20 protein-coding genes are annotated in these 22,381 nt (G+C 68.2%); 12 read left to right on the top strand and 8 right to left on the bottom strand.

Translation table 11 applies throughout. The annotated features are described in order from the left end of the window. Nucleotides 1-628, bottom strand: a 628-nt coding sequence (locus ATM97_RS13860) for a TerD family protein (protein WP_218718413.1), incomplete at its 3' end; no start/stop codon positions are given. A gap of 167 nt (nucleotides 629-795) precedes the next feature. On the opposite strand from ATM97_RS13860, the gene ATM97_RS13855 reads away from it, so the two are divergent. From ATM97_RS13855 to ATM97_RS13840, 4 genes are all read left to right on the top strand, one after another. Next, nucleotides 796-1,419: an AIM24 family protein gene (locus ATM97_RS13855; protein ID WP_218718412.1), complete on the top strand. Its 624-nt coding sequence runs from the start codon at nucleotides 796-798 to the stop codon at nucleotides 1,417-1,419. A gap of 9 nt (nucleotides 1,420-1,428) precedes the next feature. Continuing rightward, the gene (locus ATM97_RS13850; protein ID WP_218718411.1) at nucleotides 1,429-2,133 is read left to right on the top strand and encodes an AIM24 family protein; all 705 of its coding nucleotides are present in this window, start codon (nucleotides 1,429-1,431) and stop codon (nucleotides 2,131-2,133) included. Between the two features lie 4 nt (nucleotides 2,134-2,137). Then, nucleotides 2,138-2,902 (top strand): AIM24 family protein, encoded by a 765-nt coding sequence (locus ATM97_RS13845; RefSeq protein ID WP_218718410.1) that lies wholly within the window; start codon nucleotides 2,138-2,140, stop codon nucleotides 2,900-2,902. Nucleotides 2,903-3,025: 123 nt separating this feature from the next. Then, a complete protein-coding gene (locus ATM97_RS13840) occupies nucleotides 3,026-4,075 on the top strand; it encodes an alpha/beta hydrolase family protein (RefSeq protein ID WP_218718409.1) in 1,050 nt (349 codons plus the stop codon). Between the two features lie 46 nt (nucleotides 4,076-4,121). Here ATM97_RS13840 and ATM97_RS13835 read toward each other — a convergent pair whose 3' ends face one another. From ATM97_RS13835 to ATM97_RS13820, 4 genes are read right to left on the bottom strand one after another with little or no spacing between them, the layout of a single operon-like run. After that, nucleotides 4,122-4,925, bottom strand: a complete 804-nt coding sequence (locus ATM97_RS13835; RefSeq protein ID WP_218718419.1) for an HAD family hydrolase — start codon at nucleotides 4,923-4,925, stop codon at nucleotides 4,122-4,124. Nucleotides 4,926-4,963: 38 nt separating this feature from the next. Beyond that, nucleotides 4,964-7,492, bottom strand: a complete 2,529-nt coding sequence (locus ATM97_RS13830; protein WP_218718408.1) for a phosphoribosyltransferase — start codon at nucleotides 7,490-7,492, stop codon at nucleotides 4,964-4,966. After that, nucleotides 7,489-8,700 (bottom strand): HpcH/HpaI aldolase/citrate lyase family protein, encoded by a 1,212-nt coding sequence (locus ATM97_RS13825; protein ID WP_218718407.1) that lies wholly within the window; start codon nucleotides 8,698-8,700, stop codon nucleotides 7,489-7,491. Before ATM97_RS13825 ends, ATM97_RS13830 begins: the two co-directional genes overlap by 4 nt. Nucleotides 8,701-8,741: 41 nt before the next feature. Then, nucleotides 8,742-9,866 carry a hypothetical protein gene (locus tag ATM97_RS13820; RefSeq protein ID WP_218718418.1) on the bottom strand — a complete coding sequence of 375 codons (1,125 nt, stop codon included), beginning with the start codon at nucleotides 9,864-9,866 and terminating at the stop codon, nucleotides 8,742-8,744. Between the two features lie 286 nt (nucleotides 9,867-10,152). Between ATM97_RS13820 and ATM97_RS13815 the strand changes: the two genes are divergently transcribed. Together ATM97_RS13815 and ATM97_RS13810 are read left to right on the top strand one after the other, a co-directional pair. Next, nucleotides 10,153-10,728 (top strand): TerD family protein, encoded by a 576-nt coding sequence (locus ATM97_RS13815; protein ID WP_019049996.1) that lies wholly within the window; start codon nucleotides 10,153-10,155, stop codon nucleotides 10,726-10,728. 69 nt (nucleotides 10,729-10,797) lie between these two features. Continuing rightward, nucleotides 10,798-11,898: a DUF475 domain-containing protein gene (locus tag ATM97_RS13810; RefSeq protein WP_218718406.1), complete on the top strand. Its 1,101-nt coding sequence runs from the start codon at nucleotides 10,798-10,800 to the stop codon at nucleotides 11,896-11,898. Between the two features lie 69 nt (nucleotides 11,899-11,967). On the opposite strand, the gene ATM97_RS13805 is transcribed toward ATM97_RS13810, so the two are convergent. Continuing rightward, a complete protein-coding gene (locus ATM97_RS13805; RefSeq protein WP_218718405.1) occupies nucleotides 11,968-13,356 on the bottom strand; it encodes a glycosyltransferase family 87 protein in 1,389 nt (462 codons plus the stop codon). A gap of 170 nt (nucleotides 13,357-13,526) precedes the next feature. On the opposite strand from ATM97_RS13805, the gene rpsF reads away from it, so the two are divergent. The 6 genes from rpsF (at nucleotide 13,527) to ATM97_RS13775 (ending at nucleotide 20,146) form a co-directional block, all read left to right on the top strand. Further along, nucleotides 13,527-13,814, top strand: coding sequence for a 30S ribosomal protein S6 (gene rpsF, locus ATM97_RS13800; RefSeq protein WP_022565973.1), 288 nt, complete (start codon nucleotides 13,527-13,529; stop codon nucleotides 13,812-13,814). 94 nt (nucleotides 13,815-13,908) lie between these two features. After that, nucleotides 13,909-14,469, top strand: coding sequence for a single-stranded DNA-binding protein (locus ATM97_RS13795; RefSeq protein ID WP_218718404.1), 561 nt, complete (start codon nucleotides 13,909-13,911; stop codon nucleotides 14,467-14,469). A 31-nt stretch (nucleotides 14,470-14,500) separates the two neighbouring features. Then, on the top strand, nucleotides 14,501-14,752 hold the full coding sequence (gene rpsR, locus ATM97_RS13790; protein WP_019050001.1) for a 30S ribosomal protein S18: 252 nt from the start codon (nucleotides 14,501-14,503) through the stop codon (nucleotides 14,750-14,752). 17 nt (nucleotides 14,753-14,769) lie between these two features. After that, nucleotides 14,770-15,222 carry a 50S ribosomal protein L9 gene (rplI, locus tag ATM97_RS13785; RefSeq protein ID WP_218718403.1) on the top strand — a complete coding sequence of 151 codons (453 nt, stop codon included), beginning with the start codon at nucleotides 14,770-14,772 and terminating at the stop codon, nucleotides 15,220-15,222. 589 nt (nucleotides 15,223-15,811) lie between these two features. Beyond that, entirely contained in the window at nucleotides 15,812-18,439 is a 2,628-nt protein-coding gene (dnaB, locus tag ATM97_RS13780; protein ID WP_218718402.1) for a replicative DNA helicase, read from the top strand. 30 nt (nucleotides 18,440-18,469) lie between these two features. Then, on the top strand, nucleotides 18,470-20,146 hold the full coding sequence (locus ATM97_RS13775) for a DUF885 domain-containing protein (RefSeq protein ID WP_218718401.1): 1,677 nt from the start codon (nucleotides 18,470-18,472) through the stop codon (nucleotides 20,144-20,146). A gap of 7 nt (nucleotides 20,147-20,153) precedes the next feature. Here the strand turns inward: ATM97_RS13775 and ATM97_RS13770 are convergent, their stop codons facing one another. Continuing rightward, nucleotides 20,154-20,933, bottom strand: a complete 780-nt coding sequence (locus ATM97_RS13770) for a trans-aconitate 2-methyltransferase (protein ID WP_218718400.1) — start codon at nucleotides 20,931-20,933, stop codon at nucleotides 20,154-20,156. Between the two features lie 3 nt (nucleotides 20,934-20,936). Continuing rightward, nucleotides 20,937-22,214 carry a serine hydrolase gene (locus tag ATM97_RS13765; RefSeq protein WP_218718399.1) on the bottom strand — a complete coding sequence of 426 codons (1,278 nt, stop codon included), beginning with the start codon at nucleotides 22,212-22,214 and terminating at the stop codon, nucleotides 20,937-20,939. Nucleotides 22,215-22,381: the final 167 nt, after the last annotated feature.

Here is a 22,381-nt window from a genome sequence, read left to right as displayed (position 1 = left end):
CGGGCGGCGCGTAGACGGGGGCCTGCTGCGGCGGGTAGCTCGGCGCGGCCTGCGCGGGGTAGGCGGGCGGCGGCGGGGCCTGCTGCGGGACGGCCTGCTGCGGCGCGGCGGCGGGCGCGGGCGAATCATCCACCTGCACACCGTGATCGGTGACCAGCGCGGCGAAGCCCCCGGCGTAGCCCTGGCCGACGGCGCGGACCTTCCAGCCGCCCTGACGGCGGTACAGCTCCAGCGCGATCACGATCGACTCGGCGTCGAGCCCGTCGATCCGGTACTCGAACAGCTGGTTACCGGCGGCGTCGGAGACGATCGCGGTGGGCGGGGCGAACCGGCCGAAGTTGCTGTTGGCGTCGTCGAGGGTGATGACGGCGCGGATCTGGTCGATGTCGGCGGGCACCGCGGGCAGCGAAACCGCAAGGGAGGCCGCCTGACCCGCCGGACCGGGGCGCAGATCGACGCCAGGTCCACTCGGCTGGTTGTAGAAGACGAAGTCGGCATCCGTGCGGACCTTGCCCTGCTCGGTCACGAGCAGCGCGGACAGATCGGCCGGTGCCGTGAGCTGGAGCGAGATCACCACGTCACTGACGGCCAGTGGACCGTTCTGGCCCTTGGCGAGTGTTGCAGACAAGTTCGACCCTTCGCTTGTCGGTGCGGTCGTCTGCCACTCTACGAGAAAGCGGCGACGAGCGTCCGCGCTCCGCAGCCACGGCGCGCGGCCGATCGATCGGTTAGGGTGTCCACGCAGTACGTATCGGGCATTCCACCCGCCTGTCCAGAGGGGACTCCAGGGCCGTCATGGCGCAGCTGTTCGAACAATCGAAGAAGGTGATCGAGGCCCACCTCGCGGGGACGAGTATCCGCGCGATCTCCGGCTCGATGGTCGCCTACGAAGGCAATGTGCAGTTCAAATCGGCCGGATTCGGCGGCGGCGAGGGCGTGCTGTCGGGCCTCAAGCGCCGCGCCACCGGCGAGAAGCTGTCGCTGATGGAATGCACCGGCAACGGCCGCGTCTTCTTCGCGGTGAACGGCCAGAACGTCACCGTGGTCGATCTCGACAACGACACCCTGCAGGTCGAGTCGCAGCAGTTGCTCGCCTTCGCGGGCAATCTGCGCACCGATGTGCGCTTCGCCGGGGTCGGCGGGATGTCGGCGGGCAGCGGCCTGTTCACCACCACCGTCAGCGGGCAGGGCCAGGTGGCGCTGCTGTCGGCCGGCGGTCCGCTGATCCATCTGGAAGTCTCGCCGCAGTACCCGCTGATCGTGGACCCGGACGCGTTCGTCGCGGCCCGCGGCAACCTCAACCAGTCCTTCGTCACCGATGTCTCCTGGCGCACCATGGTCGGCCAGGACGCGGGTGAGGCCTTCTCGCTGCGGTGGGACGGCCAGGGTGTCGTGCTGATCCAGCCGGCGGAACGGTAGGCGACGGAAATGTTCGAGAAAGTCAACAGCAAGGTCGTCAAGGTCGATGTCGGGCAGGCGGGCGGCGTGGTCGCCCGGACCGGCGCGATGCTGTTCTACCAGGGCCAGGTCGCGTTCGCGCCGCACCAGATCCCCGGCGCCGGACCCGGCATGGGTGGCGGCGGCCTGATGCGGATGGCCGGCGCGATGATGGCGGGCGAGCACGAGCGCACCATGCTGGCGCGCGGAAACGGCACCGTCCATTACGGTTTCGCCGGGCTCGAGGTGCACGTGGTGCAGATGCAGCCGGGCGCGGTGCTGCGCGTGGAGGCCTCTCGCCTGCTGGCCAACACCGCGGGGCTGCAGTCCTCGGTGGTCTCGGTGGCCAGCTCCGGTGGCGGCGGCGGAGGCGGCGGCGGTGGCCTGATGGGCGCGCTGCGCGGCGCCGCGGCGGGTGTCGTGACCGGCCAGGGCATGTTCACCACCCAGCTCGGCGGCCAGGGCGCCGCGGTGCTGCTCGCGCACGGCGGTTTCCTGGAACTGCAGGTGGGCGGGCCGAATCCGGTGATCGTCGATCCGCAGGCCTTCGTCGCGGCCTACGGCAACGTGCAGACCGAGCTGAAGTCGGCGATGAGCTGGCGCGACGCGGTCGGTCGCGGCGCCGGTGAGGCGATGCAGCTGCATTGCCACGGCCAGGGTGTCGTTTTCGTGCAGGCCTCCGAAGAGAAGTTGTGAGCCGATGAGCCAGATCCATTCCCCGATGACTCTCGGTGCCAGCGACAACATCCCGGGCAACAGCTACGCCTACTGCATCGACCTGACCGGCCCGTGGTTCATGCGCAAGGGCGCGATGATCGCCTACTACGGCCAGATCCAGTTCCAGATGCTCACCCACGGCCTGCAGGGCAACCTCATGCACATGGTGAGCAGCCAGTTCTCGGCGCCGCTGTTCGCCGGTGACTACGTGGTGGCCGAGGGCCACGGCAAGCTGATCATCGGCGACCGCGGCTACGACATCAATTCCTACGATCTCGAGGACGGCAACCTCACCATCCGGGGCGCCAACCTGCTCGCCTTCGAGCCGGGCCTGGCGCTCAAGCAGTCGATCGTGCCCGGGTTCCTCACCCTGATCGGCACCGGCAAGTTCCTCGCCTCCTCCAACGGCCCGGTGATGTTCGCCGAGCCGCCGCTGCGGGTCGACCCCGAGGCGCTGGTCGGCTGGGCCGACTGCCCCTCCCCCAGTCACCACTTCGACCAGGGCTGGATCGGCAGCTTCCTGGCGGCGGGCGCGGCCAGGATGGGCGCGAACTCGGGCGAGGAGCGCCAGTTCGACTTCACCGGCGCCGGCACCGTGCTGATCCAGTCCTCGGAGAAGGTGATGAGCGATCAGGCCCTGGTCAGGACCATCGAGGGCCAGCTCCAGAGCGGCATCACCGTCGGCGGTCTGCAACGCATCCAGGGCGTGATCGCCCAGCAGCTGCAGGGTCAGCAGCAGCACTACTGACCCCACTCCCGCAATTCTGAAACGAGAACGCGCCAAAACCTGACGACGGGTCGTGCCCGCCCGCTACGGTGGGCACCGCCGAGAGAACGGGTCGGCGATAGCTCGATCAGAGGAGTGGGCGCAGTGCAGCGTCGCAGCATCCGGCGGATCGTGGCGGCGGCACTGTGCGCCGTCACCGCGTCGATCATCACCGGCACCCCCGCGTCGGCGGCGCCCGCCACCGCACCGGGCGTCAGCATCGACAAGGTGAGCGCGCCCGATGGCTCCTTCATCGAGAAGATGGAGGTCACCGACTCCCGGCACCTGCGCCTGTACGTGCACTCCGCGGCGATGAACCGGACCTTCCCCGTCGACATCCAGCGCCCCGCCGACACCTCCGCGCCCAAGCCCGCGCTCTACCTGCTCAACGGCGCGGGCGGCGGCATGGACCGCGCCTCCTGGCAGCTGCGCACCGACGCGCTGAGCTTCCTGTCCGACAAGGACATCAACGTCGTCCAGATCATCGGCGGCGCGTGGACCTTCTACACCGACTGGATCAAGCCCGACCCCGTGCTCGGCGTGAACAAGTGGCAGACCTACATCGCCGAAGAACTGCCCCCACTGATCGACGCCGCGCTGGGCACCAACGGCGTCAACGCCATCGCGGGCCTGTCGATGTCGGGCATCCCGGTGCTGAACCTGGCGATCGCCGAGCCCGGCCTGTTCCGCAGCGCCGCGGTGTACAGCGGGCTCACCCAGGTCAGCGATCCGGCGGGGCAGCAGGCCGTGAAGCTGACCGTGGAGATGTACGGCGGCGGTGACGCCGAGAACATGTGGGGTCCGGTCGGCGGGCCGCTGTGGGTGGCCAACGATCCGCTGGTGAACGCCGAGAAACTGCGTGGGACAAATCTTTTCGTCTCCACCGGCACCGGCATCCCGGGCATCCACGATCAGGCGGGCGGACCGTTCCGGATGGAGAAGCCCGCCGACACCCCCAAGACGGTCGCGCTCGGCGCGCTGATCGAGGGCGCGATCTTCGTGTCCTCGCACAATCTGCAGACGCGGCTGGACCAGCTCGGCATCCCCGGTACCTTCGTCTACCGCGACACCGGCACCCACTCGTGGGGCTACTGGCAGGACGATCTCAAGACCTCATGGCCGGTGCTGGCGAAGGGCCTGTTCCCCGAGTCGTGAGTTCGGGGAATCCCGGGCGCCGCAGCGGCACCCGGGATCTCACGACTCAGACCGGGTCCGCCGCCAGCGCGGAGCGCTCGAGCGCGACGTGGAACCACTCGAGGATCTCCACTCCGGCGAGAATCCCCGCGTTCTCGGTCACGGTCAGATTCGGGGCCGAATGGCCCAGCTCCTCCAGCTCACCGTGTCGTGGCCGGATCGCGGCGTCGGCCACGGCCAGCATCGGCGCGTCCAGCGCACCGTCACCGGCGGTGAACAACGCAGCGCCCTCGGCCAATTCACCGGATTCCACCAGTCGGCGGCGGACCTCCGCGACCGCCAGACTCTTACAGACCGCGTCCGGCATCGTGTAGATCTTGCGCCCCTGCTGTGAGGCCGACCAGCCGCGCGCGCGACACCACGCGTCCCACTCGGCGAGGAAACCGGCGGGCACCGCCTCGGGGCGAACCACCAGGTAGCAGAACAGCCCGTCGGCCTCGCGGTACTTGGTGACCCAGGAATCGTCGATGCGGGAACGCCATTCGGCGCCGATCTCGGCGAGGGTGGCGCCGGAGGCACGCACCGTGTCGTCGATCGCGGCGCGCCAGGTGGGGTCGGGCAGCCCGTCGACCAGGATGTTGCCGCCGTTGCTGGTGATGGCGTAGCGCCACGGCGCGCCCGGCAGGTCGATCCGCTGGAACTGCTCGATCGTGCGGGTCGTCGTCGGGAGCACCGGGGCCAGCGACGCCAGTTCGGCCAGCCGCGTGACGGCGGTGGTGGTCATGTACGACAGCGGTTCGCCCTCGTAGTACTCCACACACAGTTTCGCTACCGCGTCGGCGCCGCCGAATCCGTTGCGCGAGTAGATCATCGTGCGATCGAGATCGGTGGCGAACAACGCGTCGGCGGTCACTGATCCAGCTCCTTGATCAGGCCCATACAGCTGTAGGCCAGGTCGGGGACCACTTCCACCGGGACATTGCGCGCGGCCGCGAGCAGGCGGATGTGTGCGTGCTCGGGAGCATCCGCTTCGCGAACCAGCACCCGCCACGGTACCCGGCGCAGCAGCACGCGGGTGGTCTCGCCGACGCCCGGCTTCACGAAATTCACTGTGGCGACACCATATTCGGCGCGCACCCGCTCCACCGAGGCCCAGCCGGACCAGTCGGGGGTGCGATCGGAATCCCGGATGGCGGCGACCGCGGCGGGCACCTGCTCGGCGACGGCGCCGAAGGCGCCTGTCACCGCGTCGAGCAGCTGGTTCGAGACATCGACGTCGGCGAGCTCGCGATAGAACTTCGCACCGTGGAATTCACCGGGCCCGATCAGGGTGTCGTTGAGGACGGTGCGCGAGACCAGTCCGGACACCGTGGAATTCAGGCAGGCCGAGGCGATCAGGAAGTCGTCGCGGGTGCCGTAGGTGCGCACCGAGTTGCCCGGATCGGCGAGCACGACCAGCTCGTCGTTGAACCGGACGCCACCGGCGGCGTGATATTCGTCGAGCGCCGCGGTGAGCTCCCTGGTGATGGCACCCTTGCCGGTCCAGCCGTCGACGAACACGATCGAAGCCGGATCATGGTGCTGGGCGAGATAATCCAGCGCCACCGCGTCGATGCCACGGTCACGCACGATCGACACCGCGTAGTGCGGCACCGTCAGACTCGGCCTGCCGACCCCACTGGCCAGCCATCGCCGCATCAGCACGCCGACAGGCGTGCCCGCCCTGGCCAGCGAGACCAGCACGATGTCCTCGCCGCGTTCGGCCACCACGAGCTCGGCGACCGTCGCCACCGCGAGTGCGAGCCGCTCGGCGCTCTCGGCGAGCACCCGCTCGAACAGCTCGCGGTACTCGGCATCGGGCTGGTACTCGACCGGCAGCGATTCGGCGTAGTGCGCCACGCCCGCCTGGATTCGCCGTTCGCGTTCGGCGACATCGGCTTCCAAGTCGACGCCCGAGAGGTCCTTGAGCAGCCACGACACCTCGTCGGCCGCGTAGGAACCGAAGTCGGGTCCGTGCAGCGGTCGAGGGCGATCGGGCGCGGCCGCCGCATCGGGGTCGGGCCGCACGGATTCGGCGGCCCGGTCGGCCGCGTGCGCCCGCGCGGGGACCGCGGCGCGCGCTGCCGAAGTTCGTGTCGTGTGCAGCGCTCGCGGGTCCGCACCCGGCAGGACGGCGACCAGCACATCGGCGCCCGCGGCGGTCAGCACGTCGACCAGACCGCCCGGCGCCACGAGTTCGGGCGTATCGGCGGGCGGATCGAGGACGACCAGCAGCACCGGCGCCACCGCGCCGTCTGGCCAGTGCGCGTTGTACAGGTAGCGCTTGGCGGTCGCGTCGGGCTCCGGCGCGTGGAAACGGAAGCCGCGCCGCAGCGGGTAGCCGGGCTCGTCGAGCACGTAAGCCGGTGAGCGCGTGGTGGTCTGGAATCGGGTGGGGATGCCGCCTTCGGCCAGCTCGGCGGCCAGCCGCAGCGGCAGGTACATCAGCTCCTCATGACCGAGCACGATCACCGGGCGATCGGCGAACTCGGCGGCGAGGCGAGCCTGGACCTGGCCGGTGGCGGCCTTCAGCGCGACATCGAAGGCGGCGACCTCGGAGTTCAGGATGCCGTGCCTGCCGCCCTCGGGAACATCGGCGGGCCAGGACAACTCGATCCGGCCGAACGAACCACGGTGGGCCGCTGTCGGATTGAGCTCCGGTTCGGGCATCGATGTGACCGTCTCGATCAGACCGTCGGGCAGCTCGGTGCGGCCCGAGGCCAGGCACACGGTGTCGATGCGGGCACCGAGTTCGGCGGCGAACGTCTCGAACTTGGCCCGGTCGGCGGCGGTGCGCATGTCGACCAGGGAGGCGAGCACGTAATGCGAGCGCGGCGCGAATGCGTGCAGCGCGCGAACGGCGTCGATGGCGGTGTCGCCGGTCGAGATCTCGTCGTCGACCAGCACCAGCGGCAGATCGTTGACGAAGATGTCGGCGGGCGCGGGTTGCAGCAGGTGCGAGGTGGCATGCGAATGCCCCTCCTCGAACCCGGTCAGCGTGGTGGCCCGCGCGACCTCACGGCGAGTGGAGTGCAGGTAGCACCCGGCGCCGATCCGCGCCGCCACACAGTGACCGAGACCCGTCGCGGTCTCGGCGAATCCGAGCACGACGGGTTCCCGGTCGCCCAGGACCCCGCGCACCAGGTCGCCGAGCCGATTGCCCGCGCCGATCACCACGCGCGGGTCGGTGGGCAGGTGCTTGCCGAGCACGGTCGACACCAGCAGGTGCGCCCGGCGCGGATTGCGGCGCAGACCCGGCTGGACCAGCGCGGCGATCGAGAGTTCACCCGGCAGCGCGTCCGCGGCCGCCGACGCGGCGAACGACTCGCCGTGCCGCAGTTCGATGCCCAGATTCGCGGTCGCCCACGGTGTTTCGAGATCGAGGCCGAACGCGCTCATTCGGCGATCATCGCTGTCAGCAAATCCACGAAGGACACTCCCTTGTTGGCGACACCGAACGCGCGAGCCCGGACCAGCGTCTGGCGGGCCCAACTGCGGTGCGGGCGCATCTCGTTCATCTTGTTGCGGTACTCCGAGGCCGCGACGCCGCCGACGTCGGCCTCCATGATGTGCAGCGCGTCGGCGTACTCCTCGTGCGTCACCACCGACAGCGCGTGCACCGCCGCCACATGCGACGGGTGGATCACCGTCTTGCCCTGGATGCCGTTGGCGCGGTCCAGGGTGATCTCGCGCAGCAGGCCGTCGAGGTCGCGACTGACCAGGTACTGGCGGAACGGCACCGCGTCGGACTCCTCGAACGGCGCGGTCCGCAGCAGCGGCCGGAACATCCGCTCGTGGTCGGCGAAGTATTCCCACACCGGCCCGGTGATGATGAAACCGGTGCCGTCGGCACGGCCCAGGTAGTTCACGATGTCGGCGATCACGTCGGCGACCACGCGCACGTCGTAGATCGTCAGGTCGCGGTCGCGGCGGATGCCGAAGGTCGAGCACATGTCGGTGGCGCCGATGCGCACCGCGAGCAGGTGGTCGCGGTGTTCGGCCAGCAGGTCGGCGATGCGCGCGAGCTGCTCGTCGCGGGTCTGCCGGTGCACCAGACTCGCCGATTCGAGCACGGGCATGCCGTAGATCGGGCGGTCCAGTGTGCGCCGGGCGTCGTCGAGGGCGGCCAGATAGGCGGGCCCGGTGACGGCGTCGAACTTGGGGAAGACGAATCCGGTGAGCACCTCGGCGCCCGGCCCGAGCAGGCCGACCAGCTCGGTCACGGTCTGCGGGTCGCGCACCCGGACGAACAGCATCGGGTTCGGGTCCTCGCTGCGCGCGAGCAGGTCCAGGGTCGCGACCGCGTGCTGCTTGGCGGCCTCCACCTGGTGGTCGGCGACGGCGTCCTCGAGGTCGATCACCATCGAGCAGACGCCGCGCGCGGCTCGGCGGCTGATGGTGGCGGCCAGGTCGGGGCGGGTGGCGGGCACATACAGCGTCGCGCCGAGCGCGGTCGCCAGTAGTTCCCGATCGTGGGCGCCGACGATCGGCTCCGGCTCTACCAGGAACAGCTCACGGGCCCTCGGCCCGCACAACTGCCGGAAGTGGCGCAGCGGAACCTGCTTACGCAGGCAAATCTCCGGCGCGACGGCGTACCCCGCGGTCATTCCCCCCACCTCATTTTCCGGGCCATCTCATGTCTGTGTTCCTACGTGCTGTCGGTTCGGGCGGTTTTTCTCATGCGGTCGACCACGCCGGCGATGAACGCCGCGACGGTATCCAGTTCGGACACGTATGCCCAATAGTCTGGATGACGACCCGTCAGTCCGGAAATGATGCGGTCGAGGCGTTCGGCTTGCGCATCGAGCACCGAACCCCACTCGCCGACCAGTCCTCGGTCGACCGCGAGCATCTGCGCGTCCCGCAGCCGGAATCGTACGGTGCGGGCGTGCGCATCGGGGTCGGCACGCACCCCGCGGAGCAATTCGAGGCGCCGGGTGACGGCGTCGACCAACTGCTCGGCCTCGGCGAGGTGCTGGCGCGCGGTGGCGGTCAAATCAAGGGCGGTCTCCGGGTCGTGATCGGCAGCCGCGACACGCGCGCCCACCAGCGCCGTGTCCGCGGCGTCGATGCCGCGCCGGCTTTCCCGCTCATTGTTGGTCAAGTCCGCCGAACTCGCAGCGTTGAACTCCCGCAGCAGCGCCGAGTAGGCCGGACCGAGCGCGTCGGCCCGGTTGCGGACCGCGGCCAACCTGGTCGTCACCGAAGCGATCGCGTTCGCCGCCGCCGACGCGCGAGAAGGGGCTTGCGCCAACGCATCCGACAATTCCGCCGTCGCCTGCTGCACCTCGGCCGCGACCGTGCGCGCGGCCGCCACCGCCGCCTGCGGATCGGTCGCGGACGCTGTGATCAGAGCCTCATTCAGCCGCCTTACACCGGCCTCGATCGAGGGGTAGTTCGCGTAGCCCGACGACGCCGCCGCCGCGAGCGCGCGCTCGGCCTCACCACGCACCTGCGCCAGCAGCTGCGGCACCACCGAGCGCACCCGCGCCGCCTCCGCCAGCTGCTCGCTGCGGGCGTGATAGAACTCGTCGACCCCGCGCGCGGCCTCGTTGAGCTGGCGGACCAGGGCGTCGGCCCTGGCCGGACCGTCGGCGATCGGCGTGCCGGTGGCCTCGGCGGCGTCGAGTTCCTCGGTGAAGCTCAGGTACGCGCCCGCCGCGGCGTAGCACCGTGCGCGCACCGGCTCCCAGAGCGCGCCGACGCGGCGGTCCGGGAAGACCTGCTCACTGGCCACCACGCCCGCCTCCGCCGCCGTCTGCCTGCGATCCATATCGAGGAAGGCGGCCGACGCCGCGGCGCGCGCTCCACTGATCCACTCATGATCGGGCCCCGATCTGAACCAGCCGCGTCTGCGAGGTGTCATCGGCACATCCCCTTTCGCCAACCGCGCGGCGACCCGACCACGCACTGCCCCGATGGTAGGAGATTCCCCGCGTTCACCTGGGCTCCAGCTCGTTCCTACGCAAGATCCCCGAAACCTATTACTGTCGTAGCCGTACCCGGCGATTCGGACATGCTGGGAAACGACACACCGGACTAACCGAAGGGATTCCCGCATGGGTGTCAGTCTGTCCAAGGGCGGCAATGTCTCGCTGACCAAAGAGGCCCCGAACCTGACCGCGGTCGCGGTCGGCCTCGGCTGGGACGTGCGCACCACCACCGGCACCGACTTCGACCTCGACGCCAGCGCGATCGCGACCGGCGCCGACAAGAAGGTCGTCTCCGACAAGCACTTCGTGTTCTTCAACAACCTGAAGTCCCCCGAGGGTGCCATCGAGCACGCCGGCGACAACACCACCGGTGAGGGCGAGGGCGACGACGAGGTCATCAACGTCGACCTGGCCAACACGCCGCCGACCATCGAGAGCATCTTCTTCCCCGTCTCGATCTACGACGCGGAGACCCGCTCGCAGTCGTTCGGCCAGGTGCGCAACGCCTACATCCGCGTCGTCGACCGGGCCAACGGCACCGAGCTGGCCCGCTACGACCTGTCCGAGGACGCCTCCACCGAGACCGCTATGGTCTTCGGCGAGCTGTACCGCAACGGCGCCGAGTGGAAGTTCCGCGCCATCGGGCAGGGCTACGCTTCCGGCCTGGCCGGTATCGCCCGCGACTACGGCGTCAACGTCTAGTCACCATCGCGAGCAGGGGGCTCGACTGACCGGGCCCCCTGTCCGTGTGACACAGAAAGGTCCCTCCGCGTGATTACGCGCATCTTCGGCATGTCCATCGTCATCACGGTGATTTCGCTGGTCGTAGCCTTCCTCTACGGAGGCCCGACCGCGCTGGCACTGTGCGCGATCCTCGGTATCCTCGAGGTGTCGCTGTCGTTCGACAACGCCGTCATCAACGCCACCGTCCTGGAACGGATGAGCGAGTTCTGGCAGCGGATCTTCCTGACCATCGGCGTCATCATCGCCGTGTTCGGCATGCGACTGATCTTCCCGCTGGCCATCGTGTGGATCACCGCCGGGCTCGGTCCGATCGAAGCGTTCGACCTGGCCCTCAACCCGCCGGCCGACGACGCCGCCTACTTCCCCGACGGCAGCCCCAGCTACGAAACCCTGCTGACCGACGCGCACCCGCAGATCGCGGCGTTCGGCGGCATGTTCCTCGCGCTGCTGTTCCTGAACTTCATCTTCGAAGAGCGTGAGATCACCTGGCTCGGCTGGCTGGAACGCCCCCTGGCCAAGGCGGGCAAGCTCGACATGCTGTCCGTGGTCGTCGCCGGCACCGGCCTGATCCTGACCTCGGAGTTCCTGGCCAAGGAGGAGGACCGGTCGACCGTGCTGGTCGCCGGCCTGCTCGGCATGATCGTCTACATCGCGGTCGACGGCCTCGGCTCGATGTTCCACACCGAGGACCTGGAGAGCTCCGGCCCGTCGACCCTGGTCAAGGCCACGGGCAAGGCCGCGTTCTTCCTGTTCCTGTACCTCGAGGTGCTCGACGCGTCGTTCTCCTTCGACGGCGTCATCGGCGCGTTCGCGATCACCTCCGACCCGATCATCATCGCGCTGGGCCTCGGCTTCATCGGCGCCATGTTCGTCCGGTCGATCACGGTGTACCTGGTCCGCCAGGGCACCCTGTCGGAGTACGTGTACCTGGAGCACGGCGCCCACTGGGCGATCGGCGCCCTGGCCGCGATCCTGCTGGTCTCCATCGGCGTCCACGTCAACGAGCTCATCACCGGCCTCGTCGGCGTCGCCTTCATCGGCGCCGCGTTCATCTCCTCGATCCTGCGCAACCGCAAGAACGAGCCGGACGCGATCGACGAATCGAAGGAAGCCGCCCCGGTCAGCTGAGGCGGCGACAGGACGAACAGTCATAGCGGCGGCGGATCCCGGACGGGGATCCGCCGCCGCTGTCGTTCGTCAGCCCACCGCTTGGAGTTCTCGTGCGGCGGTGGGGGATTCGTGCGGGGTGGGGGTGCGGCGGCCGCGGAGTTCGGCGCGGAGGAAGAGGAAGAAGAGGGCGATGAGCAGGGCGGTGCGGAGCCAGACGCCGAATTGGACGATGCCCTCGGTGAGGTCGACGCCCTCGCCGACGCCAAGGGCGTAGAAGTAGCGGAAGACGCCGATGCCGACGGCCGCGTCGGCGACGAGGTAGGCCGCCACCAGCGACCACGGGACCTCGAACAGGACCAGGAACGGAATTATCCACAGGGTGTACTGGGGGGAGTGGACCTTGTGGAAAAGCATGAAGCCGCACAGCATCGCGCCGCTCACGCCGACCCACGGGAACGGGGAGGTGGGGGTCCAGCGGCGGACGCCGAGCCACAGCGCGAGCACGAACGACGCCAGGATCAGCGCCGGTGAGGCGATGGCGACCAGGTCATGCCAGGTGGTGCTCGTCTCGGCGTCGCGGCCGAAGATCAGCTGGTGGCCCCAGTACCAGATCGAATTGGTGGTGATGTCGGCCTGACGCAGCTGCTGGAAGGTGATCGAGGCGCGCCAGCCGTCGGCACCGGCCACCATGAACGGCAGATTCACCGCGGCCACCGTGCCCATCGCCGCCAGCAGCGTCTGCGCCGCGCCCGCCACATCGAGCTCGCGCAGCCGGCGCGGGCCGCGCGGCGCGCCCTCGGTGAGCACGTACATCGCCAGCGGGAGCACGAAGATTCCCGGATAGAGCTTGAGACAGAAGCCGAGCGCGAGCAGCACCGCGGCGATGATCCCGCGGGTGCGCACCGACAGGCCGGTCAGCATCGTCATCACGTAGACCGCCGCCACCGCCGTGCACACCACCGGCAGTTCCCAGTTGTGGAAGGCGTAGAGCACCAGCGGCGGCCCGATCGCCCACAGCAGCGCGGCCGGGCCGGCCAGCCGTACCAGCATCCAGGCCGTGAGCAGCGCGAACGGCGTGAGCAGCAGCGCCGAGTGCCAGAGGAAATCCGCGTCGTTGGTGACCCCGATCGCGCCCGCCCACATGAGCACGCCGCTGAGCACCGGGTACTCCACCGCGCCGCCGGTGAGCGCGCCGTCCTCGGTGATCCCGCCGTCCACATACGGGAAGACGTGATTGTCGATATCGCGGCCGAGCCAAAGGAACTGGATATCCGAATAGCAGACATCCGCATCCTTGCGGACATCGAATATCTGGCTGCGACCGGATTCGTCGATCGCCCCGCCCGCGCATCGCGCCTTGTTGGCATAGGCCATCGCGAGGGTGAGCCCGCACAGCAGCACGACGAGGAATGTCAGGGCCGTCGCCCGCGCCGCGCCGCGTGCGGTGCGCTGCTGCGCGTCGGCGGCCGTGGTCATGGCGACCACATTATGCGGCGACGCGCCGATCACCCGCGCACACCCGCGGCGAAGATCGATTTCGCTGCTCAGGGCCCGCTCATGTAGCCTTACCGGGTTGCTGACGCAACGAACCCTCCTGCCATGGAGAGTCCATGGCCGTTTCCTAGTCCACAGGAGGTGATTGGTCCGTGCGTCATTATGAAGTGATGGTCATCCTCGACCCCAGCCTGGACGAGCGCATCGTCGGGCAGTCCCTGGATAACCTGCTCAACGTCGTCAAGACCGAGGGCGGCAAGGTCGACAAGGTCGACATCTGGGGCCGCCGCCGGCTCGCCTACGAGATCGCCAAGCAGGCCGAAGGCATCTACGCGGTCGTCGAACTGACCGCGACCCCGGCCACCGTGAGCGAGCTCGATCGCCAGCTGGGCCTGAACGAGACGGTGCTGCGCACCAAGGTTCTGCGCAACGACAAGTAGTCCGCAGAGCAAACTCTCGTTTTCGTCGGTACCTATCTTTAGGCTCTAGCGCGACAGCGAGACGCGGACTGCACCCCGAGCAGGAGGAACCCCCATGGCAGGCGACACGGTCATCACCGTCATCGGAAACTTGACGGCAGACCCTGAGCTTCGTTTCACGCCCGCGGGCGCAGCGGTGGCGAATTTCACCGTCGCTTCGACTCCCCGCGTGTTCGATCGCAATTCGAACGAATGGAAAGACGGCGAGGCCCTGTTCCTGCGCTGCAACATCTGGCGTGAAGCAGCGGAGAACGTCGCCGAGAGCCTGACCCGAGGCGCTCGCGTGATCGTGAGCGGACGGCTCAAGCAGCGCTCCTACGAAACCCGCGAGGGTGAGAAGCGCACGGTCGTCGAACTCGAGGTCGACGAGGTCGGCCCCTCGCTGCGCTACGCGACTGCCAAGGTCTCCAAGGCCGGTCGCGGCGGCGGAGGCGGTGGCTTCGGTGGCGGTTCCGGCAATGCCGGTGGTGGTGCAAGCGCAGGCGGCTACAACGCCAACAACGGCGGCGGACAGTCGGGCGGCGGAAACGCCGGCAACGACGATCCGTGGGGTAGCGCGCCCGCGGCCGGCTCCTTCGGGGGCGGCGGCCGCATGGATGACGAACCGCCGTTCTGAGGAACGGCACTCATAGTACGGAGAGAAGACCATGCCTAAAGCGCCCGCGCGCGAAAAGGTGCTGAAGAAGAAGGCTTGCACTTTCTGCAAGGAGAGCAAGTCCGGAATCGTCAATATCGATTACAAGGACACCACGCTGCTGCGTAAGTACGTCAGCGATCGCGGCAAGATCCGCGCCCGCCGCGTCACCGGCAACTGCGTCCAGCACCAGCGTGATATCGCTGTCGCCGTCAAGAACTCGCGTGAGGTGGCCCTGCTGCCTTACGTGTCGACCGCTCGCTGAGAAAGGGAGTCAGACAGATGAAGCTCATCCTCACCGCTGATGTCGACAACCTCGGTGCCCCGGGCGATCTCGTCGAGGTCAAGGACGGCTACGGCCGCAACTTCCTGCTGCCCCGCGGTCTGGCCATCGTGGCCACCCGTGGCGCCCAGAAGCAGGTCGAGGGCATCCGCCGGGCGCAGGACGCCCGCAAGGTGCGCGACCTCGATCACGCCAACGAGCTGAAGCAGGCCATCGAGGGCCTGGAGTCGGTCTCGCTGGCCGTGAAGACCGCCGACAGCGGCAAGCTGTTCGGCTCGGTCACCACCGCCGATGTCGCCGCCGCCATCAAGGCTGCCGGTGGCCCCGTGGTGGACAAGCGCAGCATCGAGCTGCCGAAGTCGCACATCAAGGCGACCGGCAAGCACGGCATCGTGGTGCACCTGCACCCCGACGTGGCTGCCAAGTTCAACCTCGAGGTTGCCGCGAACTGAGTTCGCTGAGAACCACCCCCGTGTTCGACACGGGGGTGGTTTCTCGTTGCCTTTTCGCGGGCCATATAGCGATAACTGGTCGGTAGCCGGAAATCACTCCCGCGCAGGTCACAGTAGGCGGCCGACGGTCGGCAATCCGCTGACCTCCCGTTATCCAGCCTGTGGATGGTTGCGGAAACCGACCGGCAGATTTGTGACTCCAGTCATAGCCTGCACCATCGCTGTTTACCCAACACGCCCGGCCGTTCACCTTGACCGACACGCCGGAACTTCTTTCATCCACAGGTGGAGAGTTGGGTAAAACGGGGCCTAGCAGGGCGTTCCACTGCACTGACCTGGGTTTTCCCCACGTTTTCCACAGGAGCTGCACAACACTGGGTGAACTACCCCCAAGTTATCCACAGTTGTGTGCACATATGGGGTTGGCGGCGCCCCGAAACGTCGCCTAGGTTCGTCGCATCGCCCTGCGCGCGACCCCGGGAATCACGCAGGCAACCGATTGCTGACATCCGTGTCGGTGCCCGGGAGTACAACGAGTTCATCGATGTGAAACCCCCGGTTCTGCGGGCAGAGAGGACGGTCGATTCTGGTGACTACCACCGGTGACCGCGCGCATACGGACTTCCCGCCCGAACCCCCCGGCGAGGACTTCGGCCGCCAGCCCCCGCACGACATGGCCGCGGAGCAGTCGGTGCTCGGCGGCATGCTGCTGAGCAAGGACGCCATCGCCGACGTGGTCGAGGTGCTGCGCCCCGGCGACTTCTACCGCCCCGCCCACCAGGCCGTCTACGACACCATCCTCGACCTGTACGGCCGCGGCGAACCCGCCGACCCCGTCACCGTCGCCGCGGGCCTCGACCGCCGCGGCGAGCTCAAGCGCATCGGCGGCCCGCCCTACCTGGTCACTCTGACCCAGACCGTCCCGACCGCCGCCAACGCCGGCTTCTACGCCGAGATCGTCGCCGAGAAGGCCATCCTGCGCCGCCTCGTCGAGGCGGGCACCCGCATCGTCCAGTTCGGCTACGCGGGCGCCGACGGCCAGGACGTCGCCGAGGTCGTCGACCGCGCCCAGGCCGAGATCTACGAGGTCACCGAGCGCCGCACCACCGAGGACTTCACCCCGCTGGAAGAACTCCTCCAGCCCACCATGGACGAGATCGACTCCATCGCCTCCCGCGGCGGCATCTCCCTCGGCGTCCCCACCGGCTTCACCGAACTCGACGAACTCACCAACGGCCTGCACGCAGGCCAGATGATCATCGTCGCCGCCCGCCCCGGTGTCGGTAAGGCGCTGGCGCTGGACACCCCGCTGCCGACGCCGACCGGGTGGACGACGATGGGCGAGGTCCGCGTCGGTGACGAGCTGCTCGACGCCGACGGCCACCCCACCCGGGTGGTCGCCGCGACCGAGGTCATGACCGGCCGACCCTGCTACGAAGTCGAATTCTCCGATGGGACGGTGCTCGTCGCCGACGAACAGCACCAGTGGCTCACCGAGACTCGGGAGTCCCGGCGATCCGCGCAGGAAGCGGCCGCGGGCCGACCGCGGCGCACTCCGGTGGCGGCCGGCGTTCGCACCACCGCCGAGATCGCGAACACCCTGCGCTGCGCCACCGCCGACCGCAGGCTCAACCATTCCGTCACGAACACCCGGCCGCTACAGCTGCCCGCCCGCGATCTGCTGGTACCGCCGTACACCCTCGGTGCCTGGCTGGGCGACGGCACCGCCGCGGCCGCGCAGCTGACGTGCTCCGACCCGGAGATCGTCGCGCGGATCGAGGGCGAAGGCATCGTCGCGGCGCCCTCGCCGTCCGCGCCCGGCCGCTACCAGCTCACGCTGCCCGCCCCCGAACCGGTGCGGGCCCGTGCCTGCGTGGTGTGTGGTACCGAGTTCGTGCCGTTCACCAGCGAGGTCCGTACCTGTGGCCGTTCCTGCGGTGGGAGAGCGCGATTCGTTTCCGACCCGGTCCCGGCGCCGACCTGCGCCCAGTGCGGCGGCCCGTCGATCGGGCTGCGGCTGTGCCAGGTGTGCCGGAACTCGGCGGGCAGTGTGCAGGCCCGGATGCGCACCCTCTCGGTGCTGGGCGACAAGCACATCCCGACCGACTACCTGCGCGCTTCCGAAGCGCAGCGCCGGGCGCTGCTGGCCGGCCTGCTCGACACCGACGGGACCGTCACGCTCGGCGGGTCCGTGCAGTTCGCCGTCACCGACGAGCGCCTATTCCGTGATGTCGAGGAACTCGTCGTCTCCCTCGGCTACCGCTGCGGCGTCACCACCCAGCGGGTGCGCGGCCGGTCCGAGCAGTCGTCGACCTGCTACACACTCACCTTCGCCACCGACGACGAGGTGTTCGGCCTGTACCGGAAGGCGCTGCTGCACAAGGAACGCCGCGCCGCACGCAACACCGCACGGTCGAACTCGCGCCACATCGTCGACGTGCGCCCCATTGATTCCGTCCCCGTGCGCTGCGTCGAGGTCGACAATGCCGATCACCTCTACCTGGCCGGCCGCTCGATGGTCCCGACCCACAACTCCACGCTGGGAATGGATTTCATGCGGAGTTGCTCGATCAAGCATGGGATGGCGAGTGTCATCTTCTCGCTCGAGATGAGCCGGACCGAGATCGTCATGCGTCTGTTGTCGGCGGAGGCGAAGATCAAGCTCGGTGATATGCGGTCGGGGCGGATGAGTGACGACGACTGGACCAAGCTGGCTCGGCGGATGAGCGAGATCAGTGAGGCGCCGTTGTTCGTCGACGACTCGCCGAACCTGACCATGATGGAGATCCGGGCCAAGGCGCGGCGGCTCAAGCAGCGCCATGACCTGAAACTCGTGGTGGTGGACTACCTGCAGCTGATGAGCTCGGGCAAGAAGGTCGAATCGCGACAGCAGGAAGTCTCGGAATTCTCGCGACATCTCAAGCTGCTGGCCAAGGAACTCGAGGTTCCCGTCATTGCGATCTCGCAGCTGAACCGTGGTCCGGAACAGCGAACCGACAAGCGCCCCATGGTGTCCGACCTCCGTGAGTCCGGCTCGCTGGAACAGGACGCCGACATGGTCATCCTGCTGCACCGCCCCGACGCCTTCGAACGCGACGACCCGCGCGGCGGCGAAGCCGACCTCATCGTCGGCAAGCACCGTAACGGCCCCACCGCCACCATCACCGTCGCCCACCAGCTCCACCTGAGCCGTTTCGTGGACATGGCCAGGGGCTAGCCTCCGGACGCCTCGGTTAGCGTGCCTGGCATGGAATCCGCTCCGGGGGTGCATGAGGTCTGCGATCGGTTCGTCGAGGAGTACGCGGCCGCCGATCCGGTTATGGCGACGTTGTTCGGGATCGCCGGGTTCGAGGATCGGCTGACCGACTATTCGCCTGCGGGACATCGCCTTCGGGCCGCGATCGTCCGGAATGCGTTGCGCAGCATGGTCGCGATCGAACCGACCACCGATAGTGAACGGGTCGCCAAGGCGGTGTTCTGTGAACGGCTGGGGATAGAACTCGAAGTACAGGATGCCGGGCTACGACTGGCGTCGCTCAACGTGATCGCCAGTCCGGTACAGGACATCCGGATGGTGTTCGATCTGATGGCCACCGAGACGGGCGCGGATTGGGAGGCGATCACCGTGCGGCTCGAGCAGGTGCCTGCAGCCCTCTTCGGGGTGCGGGCTTCCTTGCTTGCGGCGGCCGAGAACGGCCGGATATCCGCTCGGCGGCAGATCGACAAGACCGCCGAACAAGCAGAAGCGTGGGCGGGAAGCCGCGGCGAAATGGGCTTCTTCACCGGATTGATCGCCGGTGCGAGTGGCGTGGCGGGTGCACCGCTGGAGGAGCTGGAACGGAACGCGCGCGCGGCTGATTCGGCCTATGACGAGTTCGCCGGATTCCTGCGCGGCGTGCTGGCGCCGCAGGCCCCTGCCGCGGATGCGGTGGGCGAGCGTACCTATCTGCTGTGGTCGCGGTATTTCACCGGTGCCGAGTTCGATCTAGAGGAAGCCTACGACTGGGGCTGGCGCGAATTCTCCGCGATCGAAGCCGAAATGCGCGCCGTCGCCGCGCGTATCGCGCCGGGGAAGACACCGGCCGAGACGGCGGCGGTGCTCGATGCCGATCCGAAATATCGGGTGGACGGTGCGGCCGCATTCGAGGAATGGTTACAGCGCACTTCCGATGCGGCGCTGAACGCATTACGCGGCAATCACTTCGACATTCCGGAGCAGGTTGCCCGACTGGAGTGCAAGATCGCGGCGCCCGGTGGGGGTGTCGGCGCGTACTACCTCGGACCGAGCGAGGACCTGCGGCGGCCTGGGCGCATGTGGTGGTCGCTGGAGGCGGGCAAGGAGCAGTTCACCACATGGCGGGAGGTCAGCGTCGTCTATCACGAGGGGGTGCCGGGGCATCATCTGCACGCGATCGTGGTGCTCACGGCAGACGAGCTGAACAGATACCAGCGGATGATGTCGTTCGTCGACGGGCACAGTGAGGGGTGGGCGCTGTACGCCGAACGGCTCATGTACGAACTCGGCTACCTCAGCGATGACGGTGCCCGGTTCGGCATGCTCGCCGAGCAATTGCTCCGTGCCGCGCGGGTGATCGTAGATATCGGCATGCATCTGGAATCGACCATTCCCGCCGGCACCGGATTCCACGAGGGCCAACGGTGGACACCGGAACTCGGGCTGGAGTTCCTGCTGACCCGCGCGCTGACCGAACCGGCCAGGGCGCGCTTCGAGATCGACCGCTACCTGGGCTGGCCTGGTCAGGCGCCCGCTTACAAATTGGGGGAGCGCGGATGGCTCGCTGCGCGCGACGAAGCGCGGGCTCGCGCGGGAGAATCGTTCTCACTGAAGGAATTCCACACCCGCGCATTACGTATGGGCGGAATGGGGATGGATACGCTGCGCGCACAGCTCGCCGAAAGCTGACGAGTTCTCACCTGTCCGCACGTCGCGACAGTTCGGCCCGCAGCTGCAAGAAGCGGAACAGGCCCGGCCGGCCGATGACCGCTTCGTAGCGGTCGACGACCTCATTCACGAAGATCGGGACGTCGGCGGCGGGTAGGCGGGCCGTCCAGTCCGCGAAACCGACTGTGCACCAACGGGCGAAGGCTTCGCGGGAGCCGAAGTCCCATTCCCGGTCGGTCACGGATCGCGCGGTGACTTCGAGGTCGGCGTTCGCCGCGATCGCGGGCAACGCGTCGGGTTCGATGTGCACGTAGGGGCGGGGGAAATCGGCGAAGGCCGCCGACCAGCGCGCGTCGCCGGTGACCGCCATCGCGATGTCCTCGATGCTCGGGCGTGGTCCGGCGCAGACGTACTGCGCGAGCACCTGTCCGCCGGGTGCGAGGGCCGCGGCGATGTGGCGGTAGGCGGTCTCCTGGTCGACGACCCAGTGCAGGGCGTTGAACGAGACCGCGAGGTCGAAGTCGGCGTCGAAGGTCATGGTGGTGACGTCGCCGACCTGGAAGGCGACGTTGGTGGGCTGGTCGTCGGCCGTGCGGGCGACCTCGATCATCCGGGGCGACGGGTCGACGCCGAGGACGGAGCCGCCGGGCACTCGCGCCGCGATCAGCCGCGTCACATAGCCGTCGCCGCACCCCACGTCGAGCACGCGCTCGGAGCCCGTCACGACGACGGACGCCACCGCGTCCGTCGCCATCGTCCGCTGGAGTGCGCTGATGTGGGCGTAGCCCGCGCCGTCCCAGTCGGCCATCGGCTACGACCCGCCCTGCGGCGGAACGTCCTTCTTGACCGGCGGGGCGTCGTCGGGGGCGAGGTAGGCGCCGATCTTGCGGAACAGCGCGTCGCCGCCGTTGGTGTAGCCGCCCGAGGAGCTGAAGGCCTCGGGCAGGAAGGTGACGGCGACCGCGATCGCGATCTTCTTCGACGGCAGGTAGGCGTTGACCGCGGCACCGCCGAAGAACAGCGGGTTCTGGTAGGACCAGTCGCCGGTGAGCCACAGGCCCAGACCATAGGTCTGGAAGTCGTCGAGCGGGCGGCAGTTGACGCAGCCGGGGACCGTTGTCGTCTTGCCGCGCAGGTCGGTGGTGGTCATCGCCCGGTACGACTCCTCGGACAGCAGTTCGCCGCTGCCGATGGCGACGGCACTGCGTTCGAGGTCGTAGATGTCGCTCGTCTGGATCGCGCCGTGGCTGATCGTCCACGACGGATTCCAGTAGGTCGATTCCTCGTAGAACGGGACGTCGGGCGGCAGGTCGAAGTACGCGCGGCGTTCGGAGGTGAACGAGTGCAGGACCGGCTCGGGGATGTAGGGCGTGAGGTTGGGCACGGTGTTCTTCAGATCGAGCGGGCCGAGCACCTTGTCCTGCAAGGCATTCGCGAGCGAGGTACCCGTGACCTTCGCCAGCACCAGCCCGAGGACCACGTAATTGGTGTGCGCGTAAGCCCAGTTGGTGCCGGGCTCGAACCACAGGGGGTCGTTGATCGCGAGGGCGAGTTGTTCCTCGGTGGTCCACGCCTTGTACGGATCCGCGAACGCGATCTCGGCGAATTTCTCGTTTCCGAGCACGAAATCGTGATAGCCGGACGTCATCTGGGCCAGCTGCCGCAGATTCACGCGGTCGGCGTTGGGAATGTCGGGCAGGTATTTCGAGACTTTGTCGTCGAGGCTCAGTTTTCCCTCGTCGGCCAGGATCAGCAGCAGGGTCGACACGTAGGAGATCGCGACGGCGCCGTTGCGGAAATGCATGTCGGTGGTGGCCGGCACGCCTGTCATGGACTCGCCTCTGGCCGCGGTGACGATCTCCTTGCCGTCGATCGTCACGCGCACGATCACCGATTTCAGGTGCGCTTCCGCCATGTAGTCGTCGACGATCCGCATGATGGCGTCGGCTTTCGCCGGGTCGTCACTGGAGAACGTCGGGCGCGCGCTCGAGGTGGAGTTCGAATCTTTCGCAGTGTCGTTCGATGAACACGCCGCCGCCAGGAGACCCAGCGTGCAGACGAACACCAGAACATTCCGAGAAACCGACATTGGTCACCTTTCCTGGTTACCTGGAAATCCGACTGTCCTGGTGTCCTCCGAAATATGGTTCGACAGAATAGCCAATTCTATGGCGTTCTCGCCGAGACGGCGGGAAACCGCGCGCAGCGGTATCAGCGCCCGCGTCAGGTGGATGTCAGGGCGGTGTCAGGTCGGCT

Origin of the sequence: Nocardia sp. MH4, assembly GCF_019266065.1 — a bacterium.
GTDB lineage: Bacteria > Actinomycetota > Actinomycetes > Mycobacteriales > Mycobacteriaceae > Nocardia > Nocardia canadensis.
Note: the sequence above shows the minus strand (reverse complement) of the source record. Positions and strands in the feature narration are given on the sequence as shown.